The organism is Atribacteraceae bacterium (assembly GCA_035477455.1).
Lineage (GTDB): Bacteria > Atribacterota > Atribacteria > Atribacterales > Atribacteraceae > DATIKP01.
In genome coordinates this window covers 34,129-40,128 of the sequence record DATIKP010000174.1, presented here as the reverse complement: position 1 = coordinate 40,128, position 6,000 = coordinate 34,129, and the positions used below count along the sequence as shown (strand labels likewise).

The 6,000-nt window shown below is 54.0% G+C and carries 4 protein-coding genes and 1 tRNA gene; 3 read left to right on the top strand and 2 right to left on the bottom strand.

Translation table 11 applies throughout. The features are described from left to right. Positions 1-285: 285 nt before the first annotated feature. A complete protein-coding gene (locus VLH40_10785; protein ID HSV32479.1) occupies positions 286-1,761 on the top strand; it encodes a gluconokinase in 1,476 nt (491 codons plus the stop codon). 12 nt (positions 1,762-1,773) lie between these two features. On the opposite strand, the gene VLH40_10780 is transcribed toward VLH40_10785, so the two are convergent. Then, entirely contained in the window at positions 1,774-2,787 is a 1,014-nt protein-coding gene (locus VLH40_10780) for a potassium channel protein (protein ID HSV32478.1), read from the bottom strand. A 379-nt stretch (positions 2,788-3,166) separates the two neighbouring features. Continuing rightward, positions 3,167-3,241, bottom strand: a tRNA-Val gene (locus VLH40_10775). Between the two features lie 382 nt (positions 3,242-3,623). Between VLH40_10775 and VLH40_10770 the strand changes: the two genes are divergently transcribed. Beyond that, a complete protein-coding gene (locus VLH40_10770) occupies positions 3,624-4,754 on the top strand; it encodes a uroporphyrinogen decarboxylase family protein (protein HSV32477.1) in 1,131 nt (376 codons plus the stop codon). A 196-nt stretch (positions 4,755-4,950) separates the two neighbouring features. Then, positions 4,951-5,940, top strand: a complete 990-nt coding sequence (locus tag VLH40_10765) for a substrate-binding domain-containing protein (GenBank protein HSV32476.1) — start codon at positions 4,951-4,953, stop codon at positions 5,938-5,940. Positions 5,941-6,000 lie beyond the last annotated feature (60 nt).

Here is a 6,000-nt window from a genome sequence, read left to right as displayed (position 1 = left end):
GGTCGATCCTTGATCGTTTTGGGAATCGGGTGAGGGAAGTCCTCTTCGACCAGGAATCCACTCATTACCGGCTGGTGCGGGACCACATCGCCGAACACGCCGCATCTCTCGCCGATCGGAAGTGAACCGTCGTTCTATTCTCGGCCACACCCCGGCCGGCCGCTTCGGGGGTGTCCGAAGACCTTATCGGGGCACTCCTGTGGCTGGTTTTTCCGGCCGCTTCATTCGTGACCGGAGCCGTTATCCCCATTGACGGCGGCTTCAGCGCTTTTTCCGGAGTATAGGATGAGCCATGATCTCACGCTCACCGTCGATATCGGGACGTCCTCATGCAAGGTTTGTGTATTTGATTCCCAGGGAATGATCCGCTCTTCAGGAAAACGGGAATACCCGATCCTTTCTTCGCATCCGTCCTTTGCCGAACAGGATCCCCGTACGATTGAGGCCGCCATCGTCGAGGCAGTCCGGGAAGCGGTGGCTCCTCACCCTTTCGGCGCTATCAGCGCCATGGCCTTCGATACCATGCTCCACAGTTTTCTATTGGTGGACAAAGCCGGTGAACCTCTTTCACCACTCGTTATTTGGATGGATACCCGTAGCGCCGGTGAAGTTGAAGAGCTGCGTCAGGACTTCGCTGCACAGAACCTGTATGCTCGTTGCGGCGCGCCGTTACATACTATCTATCACCTTCCCCGCCTGCGGTGGTTCAGGAAAAACGAGAAAGAACTGTTGGGTCGGGTGGGCTCCATTGTTTCAATCAAAGACTGGTTGTTACACAGACTGACCGGAACTTCCGGCGAGGATCGTTCGACAGCCTCAGGCACCGGCCTCCTGAACCTGTCCACTCTCGAATATGATCCGGATATCCTGGAGTTGGTTGGACTACGGGAGAATATATTTTCTCCCCTGTGCGACCCGGAATTCAGTGCGCCGCTTCTCAAGGGTGCTTTCAGCCGGGCGGCCGGATTGAGGGACGGGCTGCCTGTGGTGTGGGGAGGTGGAGACGGACCTTTGGCCAACCTGGGAGAAGGGGTCTGCCGTCCCGGGGAAATGCTGGTCACCGTAGGCTCTTCCGGAGCGGTGCGGATGGCCGTTCCCGGTCCGGTTTTCGATCCCCATCATCGAAGCTGGTGCTATTATCTGGCCGATGGACTGTATGTTGGTGGTGGGGCTATCAACAATGGCGGGATCGTCTATTCGTGGATCAGGGATCTGCTGGGAGGTGGTGCAGAGGTCACTATCGACCTTCATCGTCCAAGGCCCCTATTTCTTCCCTTGCTGGCCGGGGAACGGAGTCCGCACTGGAACGCCTATGCCCGGGGGATTTTTTTCGGCCTTTCCTATTTTCACAACCGGGAAGCCCTGCTCCAGTCGGCCTTGGAGGGGGTGGGGTTCCAGGTTCGTTCAATTTACGACATGCTCCAAGAGGTAATGGGAGAAGCGCAGCGGGTGGTTCTGAGCGGCGGATTCGCTATATCCGGGCCCGGCCGCCGGGTGTTGACCGATATCCTGGGGCGGACGGTAGAAGTGAGCGGTCTCCCTTCTGCTTCGGCCCGGGGAGCTTTTCTCTTATCCCGCAAAGCCTTGGGGGAAATCAGAAGCTTGCGGGAAGTCCCCGCGGCTTTTTTCCCGGCCAGAGAGAAGGAGGAGCCGTTGAGCGAGCGAAAAGCCTTCTACGACAAGCTTTATGCATTCTATGAAAAAATCTACCGGCAGAGCGTGGAACTCTTTCGGGAATTTGCCGAATTCGGATTGGGATAATCGGCCATCCGGTCAGAGGAGGCAGGTTCCCCCTCCCAGGTTCCGTAATTCGCAAAATTGCCGGAAGTGTCCCAAGGCGATAATAGTGTCGTGGACGTTGATGACCGTCTGAGTGCTTGGATTGAAGAGGAACGTGGAACCATCGCGAGGCTTGACGGCAACCAGGATCAATCCGACCGTCCCCGGCAAGTCAAGTTCTTTGAGAGTTTTTCCGATCATGGGAGAGTCGGGAAATACCTCCACTTCGTCCAGAGTGAGACCCAGCGCTTCACTTTTCAGGATTATGTCGAGGAAAGAAACCACCTGCGGGCGAAGGGCGGCGGCTGCCAATCGGTGGGCGCTGATGGTTTGCGGGCAAATCACATAGTCCGCGCCGGATTTTTTCATGATCTCCACTGACTCAGGCTTGATCGCCCGGCCGACGACCCGCAGGCGGGGATTGAGATAGCGGGCGGTAATGACGATATACACGGTTTGTTCATCGGTGGCCACCGAGGCGATCAGGCCTCTGGCTCGTTCGATTCCGGCTTCCTTCAGGATTTCTTCGTCGGTAGCGCTCCCTTCGACCAAGAGTATTCCGGGGTAATGTTTGATGACATCTTCCAGGGCACGGTGACTTTCCTCGATAACTACAAATTTTTCTTGGGATTTGTAAAACTCGTCGATAATCACGCCACCGACAATACCCGCGCCGCAGATGACAAAATGGTTTTCGATATTCCTAAGCTCCATCCGGATTTTTCTCCTTCGCATGAATTCACTCAACTTCCCCTCCGACGACACATATAGAAGGTAGGACAGGGTCAACGAGACAACGAACATTCCGCCTCCTATCAGGAAAATCGTGAATATCCTCCCGGTCGCGGAAAGGGGATGAGTTTCGGAAAAACCGACGGTCGAAAGGGTAATAACCGTCATGTACAGGGCATCCAGAAAGGTCCACCCTTCGATGAAGCTATATCCCAGAGCGCCTCCCGCTACCGTGAGCAAGGCTGTGATTAGAATAATGATCAGGCGTCGTTCCATAAACTCTATTTAAGCAAAAGAATGGAGAAATGAGAAGAGGGATTTGGTGAACTACTCAATCGCCGGGAAGCCTGGAAGTCGGCTTTTACGCAATCTCCGATAGCATAAAACGCTTGCTTTACCCGATGCGCCCGTGATTCAGGAATATTTGGGCATCCTACGAACAAGCCACCTCAATCAGGTCAAGAATGGGTATCGGTACAAGTTATTGATTGATGAGGGAAAAACATAAGAGGGTAACTCCCGGATGCCTGGATTAAGCTATCCAAAACCCTGGACGGGGACATATCTTCGTGTGGCGCTATTATATAAGACAAATTGGCAAGTTTCCCAATTCCATGGGAACAAAAAGGATCTGGACTTCATAGTAGCAGTATGTTGGTGGGCGAAGCAGGATTTGAACCTGCGACATCTTGCTTGTAAGGCAAGCGCTCTTCCCCTGAGCTATTCGCCCCGAATTTACAGGTACCGATTATAGCAGAACATCTGTCTTCCGGCAATTCGCAGGCTGGCAATTAGTAACATTGATTCTACTGCAATAAGTAATTTTGCTGCAAAAGAACGAAGGAAGCCCGGGCCTGAGTTGCCTGAATCAGCCGCCGAAATCACCGCATTTTCGAAGTAAAAAGGCCAGGGACGGCCTTTTCAGCAGCACTGCAACCAGACGTGGCCATTGAGGCGTGCGGGAAAATGCCAGATGAGGCGGGGCTGATGGCAACGGGGGTCTTGCTGAAATGAGTTTTTGCAGCAAAATCATCTTTGCATTAGCTTTGCCGGGAGGCCGTTTTCTGGTACAATAGTACCGGAATCTCATCTCAAGACCGGGAGAGACTCAGATGAGGAGCAGTCGCGAGAGGCTTCACCAATCGTTGAATCACCGGGAACCGGACCGAATCCCTTTGGATCTGGGAGGTATCGTTTCGGGGATCACCCGCCTTTCCCACCGTAGCCTGCTAAAATATCTTGGCTTTCAAGAAGAAGACGAAATCCTCGTTGACCGGGTCCAGCAACTGGTGAAACCAGATTCCCGCATCCTCGAAGTCTTGGGTATCGATACCCGGTATGCTTACCTGCCGATCCCCGCCTCAGTTTGGAAAGCCGACCGGGAGGGAGGTCTGTGGGTTGACGCGTGGGGGGTGCAACGAAGGTTCACCGGCCTTTATTTCGATATGCTCGGTCATCCACTCGAGCACGTCGTGGAAACTTCCGACCTCCCGGGCCTTACTTGGCCCGATGCCCGTAAACCGGAGCACTACGAAGAACTGGCCGCCCAAGTCGAGGCACTACAGGAGAGTGGATACGGGATTATCGTCAACCTGATCGGCTCCTGCTTCGAATTTGCCTGGTATCTGCGAGGATTCGAAAAGTTTTTGAGCGACTTGGTCCTCAATCCTGGCTTGGCCTGTTCAATTCTCGATATCATGCTCGATTTCCAAACCGCTCAGTTCGCAGAACTGTTGAACCGAGTGGGTGACCAGATCGATGTGGTTTTAGTCGGTGATGACCTGGCCACCCAAAACGGACCTTTCATCTCTCCGGATATTTACCGGCGCCTCATCAAGCCCCGCCAGAAAAAACTCTTCGATACGATCAGAGGGAAAACCCGGGCCAAGCTTTTTTACCATTCCTGCGGCGCCGTTTCGCCTTTTATTCCGGACCTCATCGACATTGGTGTGGATATTCTGAACCCGGTCCAGGTTGCGGCTAGGGGTATGGATGCCGCCTATCTGAAAAGAGAATTCGGAAGCTATTTGTGTTTTTGGGGCGGGATCGACACCCAAAGTGTTCTTCCCTTTGGAACTCCCGATGATGTCCGGGATGAAGTTCGGCGGAGAATCGACCAACTGGCTCCCGGTGGCGGATACGTATTGGGAGCGGTCCACAACATCCAGGCCGACGTCCCCCCGGAAAATGTAGTAGCTATGTTCGAGGAAGCCCTGCGTTACGGAGGGTATGGAGTCGGATAATTTCTATTACAATAGACATAGGCGGAGTACTTAATTAAAAAAAGGGGTTTCTTCTTTAGGAGGAGCGTTAGTTCGCGAACAACTGTTTGTAAGGAGGTGATGGGAGGGCGGTACAGTGGGATTTTCTCTTTGGCAGGAGGATGATGGTTAGTTAATTCGTTTGTTTCGGTTTACCAAAAAATGGAGGTGAAACCTTATGAGAAAGACCGTTACTGGCATTGTGGTCATCGCTTTTGTGATTATGGTCTTCACGGGTGCTTTATTTGCTGCCCAGGATAAACCGGCGGCGGGTATGTACTTTCGTCTGGTCACCCACGGGGGAGACGATCCTTTCTGGGCCGTAGTGCAAAGAGGCGCCTTCGATGCCGCTGCCCAGCTGGGGGCCGAGGTGGACATCGACTTGGCTGGAGGCGACTTGGCCCTTCAGCTACGCCGGTTTGAAGAAGCGGTTGCCCTGCAACCGGACGGCATCGCCCTGGTGATCAATGACGATACGGCCTGGGATCAGCCGGTGGCGGATGCTCTGGCGGCCGGTATCCCCGTGATCGGGATGAACAATGACGACACACAGGGCTCGCTTGGCAATGTTCGGCTCGCTTATGTCGGTCAGAATGAAATCCGGGCAGGATATATGGTGGGGCGGAGACTTTTCGAAGAAGCGGTGGCTCTGGGCCGAGACTTGACCGATGCTCATGTCGCTATGTCCGTTGAGGTGCCTGGAGCGGCTTATGGAGTCCAACGCTCGGCGGGCGTTAAGCAGGCCATGGAGGCATTCGGGATCACCTCGTATGAAATCATCGATGCCGGTGGTCTGGAAATGACTACCGTCGAGTCCCGGCAAACATCGTACCTGCTGGGACGTCCGGACACCGACTTCCTGATCGGGTTGGGGGGCATTACCACCGATCGGATCACTAGCAGCCTGAAAGCGGCGGGTTTTGGACCCGATGAAATTTTAGCCGGCGGCTTCGATACGACTCCCTCCACGCTCGCAGGCATCAGGGAAGGATTTATAACCGCTACTATCGATCAGCAACAGTACCTGCAGGGCTACTTTGCGGTATACATGTTGTACCTCTACAACGCCTTTAGTTTGATGCCCACCATCGACACCGGTGGCTTCCTGATCGACAGTGTGGAAATGATTGAGCGTATTGAAGAGCTTTCTCCGCTCATGGTGAGATAAGACACTCGCGCCGGGAGGGTAAGCCCTCCCGGCGCATTATCTGAGGAAAGAGGTCAAAAA